Annotated in this window: 2 protein-coding genes; both read left to right on the top strand. The window is 53.1% G+C overall.

Going from position 1 to position 2730, the window contains the following annotated elements; genetic code table 11:
• On the top strand, positions 1 to 1319 hold a 1319-nt coding region (locus tag V5A26_RS11350; protein ID WP_332322558.1), incomplete at its 5' end, for a trypsin-like serine protease.
• Positions 1320 to 1397: 78 nt separating this feature from the next.
• Complete coding sequence (locus V5A26_RS11345; protein WP_332322557.1) at positions 1398 to 2690, top strand: outer membrane protein assembly factor BamB family protein; 1293 nt, start codon at positions 1398 to 1400, stop codon at positions 2688 to 2690.
• Positions 2691 to 2730: the final 40 nt, after the last annotated feature.

The following is a 2730-nucleotide window of genomic DNA, read 5'->3' as shown; positions in this document are numbered from 1 at the left end:
ATAGATTCAGTTCGAATGCACTCAGTCGCATGGGACGACGAGGATTCCTGAAGACGCTCGCGGGCCTTGGGGTTTCGGCCTCGGCGGCGAGCGTACTCACGCAGGAGGCAGTCGCGGACGTGATCGACGATCCGCGACGAGAAGTGCCGCGCATCAAGGCGTTCCGGCACACGAATCACGAAGCAGTTGTCGAAGAAGGTGCTAAGCCCGAGCGCGAGCCTGATATCTACTCGATTCCACGCTCGATGTGGGCACGGGTCGAAGCGGCTCACGACGCCAGGCGACAGGTCGAAAAACAACTCGACGGAAATTATCCCGTCTGGGTGACGGATGACAACAACGGCGACAAGATGGTCGTTGTCGAGCAGTACGATGACGGAAACTTGCGGTCTGCAGACGTTCGGGCGTTAGATGAGCAGATTCCGGCGTCAGTGAAAGGTGTAGCTGGCCGGCGGTCACGGTTCGGTTGGAAATCACGTTACGCACAAGAACGTGAAATTCCGGTCGATATCAAGCGACCTCAAATCGATGGAAGCCAAAAAGAGAATAGTTCAGCCGAGCAGTCCAAAATGGCTGAAGATTATTCTAACTATTCTCTCGATTCATCGATCAAAACTTCCGAAAGTATTCATTATGAGTATGATTATGAAGAAATACCAGCTGGATCTCACATGTATGCCACTGACAGTGACATGGGGAATGCAACGCACGTCACGACAGGATTCCCCGTATATGATGACACCGAATCAAAGATATTAAGCGCAGGACATACTTTTGATTCACAACTTGACCGGGGTTGGGTAGACGATAACATTACATCCAGTGAGTTTGGGGGTGACCTGCATGAAGAGGAAGTCGTCTTTGATCCGTTTGCCAATGATGAGTTTGATCCCCTTGACGCAGCTCTTATGGAAATTGGTCCGTCCGCCAGTGGCACAAAACGTGCCTTTGCTGCCAATGGTGGCGGGTATAGATGGACCTCAATTTGGGGTAGCCTTACCCTAGACCGACTGAATGACATTCAAGACAGTGGAACAGGATCAAATGGGGCCCTAATCAAGCAGGGGTCTATAAACGGTCGAGACGAGTGTTCCATCACCGCTGTCACCGATCGCGCGTTTAAAACAGACCTTGTAGGAGGAGATGACATTGAAGGTGGTGACTCGGGCGGCCCAATTGCCGAGGTGCGCGAGGTCCCCTGGATGGGGCGGAATATAGCATATGCCGCTGGCCTCATATCTTCGAACCTGGAAACGAATGAATATGTTTATGGTTCAGCAATGCATGCAGTGGAAGATGAATTCACTGTAATAGTCTAATAATTATTAATGTCGCCGAAGTGGCCTCCATCAGTAACCCGCCGGCGCGCCCTTCAAACGATAGCAACAGGTGGGCTTGTGAGTCTGGTAGGTTGTTCAACCGAATCGGACGATGAAAGTCCAGTTCCGTTCTCGGATTCGGACCAACAAAGTCGGTCAACAACGACTACCCATTCGACTGAAACTGCATCGTCGCCAGCGCCAACGGAAACAGTACCCTCGGATTTCGACCGCTGGCGAGGCATTGACGATCCCTGGACGGACGTTCAACCGACGGGCGTTCCGGCCTTCCGGGATGACTCACAATGGCGGATATGGGGCCACGATGCGGGCCACACATATCACAACCCCTACGCCAGCGGGCCAGACAACGATCCGACGGTCCGCTGGACATACGATTCTGGCGGGAGTTACTGGGACCAGCAGCGATATCTTTACCCACTTATCGTCGATGGAACTGTCTATACAGGTATCGTCAGAGAGGATCACAAAGGCGGATTTGTCGCCATCGATGCAGACACTGGAGACGCAGAGACGATCATCGAGACCGAAGCGTATCTCTGGAAGCCGACCGTCATCGATGAAACTGTCTACGCGGTTCTCGATGGGTCTATCGGTGCATTTGACCTTTCTGAGGGGACGCAACTCTGGCAAACGGAACCCCTCTTCAGTTGGCCGAGTCCACCGCTCTGTGTCAACGGGACGGTCGTCTCAGGTCGAAGTGGTGAAGTGTTTGGCTTCGACGCCGCCACCGGTGAGCAAAAATGGAACACCGGACAGAGCGGCTTAAACAGCTATAACGGTCGTCCGATAATCACTGATGGGTTAGTACTACAATCTGGTATGGGGTCATTACTCGACCTGAACACTGGCGAACATCGGACCACCCTTCCCGAAGAAATCCACTATCCCACAGTTGCAAACGGGAACCTGTATATGGTGGCAAATGACGGCCCGGTCACTGGACTGATCTCACTCGACTGGGAGACATTTGATCTTAAGTGGGTGATCCCGGAAAACGACAATCGACTGATGCTTGGTGCATCACCAGGAGTCGTCGGAGATTCAGTGCTTTCGCTCCAGACGAAAGACAAGAAACGGAATCGCATAGTTGCGCGATCCCAAGAGACTGGTACTCAGCAATGGTCAACGGACCGTATACAACCGTCTCCAAAATTCATCGTGACTGACTCGGATACCGCGTATCTCGTCAGTCCGATGTTCCCCGTGATTGCACTCGACCTTGAAACTGGGAACGAACGCTGGCGGTTTACCCCATCCGGTGATACAGTCCTGGGCTGTGGCGTCGCCCTCGCCGACGATCTGCTTGTCGTGACGGACGGTGCCGGAAAGGTGTGGGCACTGGAGTGAGAGTGTCTCCACTTCAGTAGCGTTTTATCCATCATCCGAA

The organism is Halodesulfurarchaeum sp., assembly GCF_036626455.1.
GTDB lineage: Archaea > Halobacteriota > Halobacteria > Halobacteriales > Halobacteriaceae > Halodesulfurarchaeum.
Note: the sequence above shows the minus strand (reverse complement) of the source record. Positions and strands in the feature narration are given on the sequence as shown.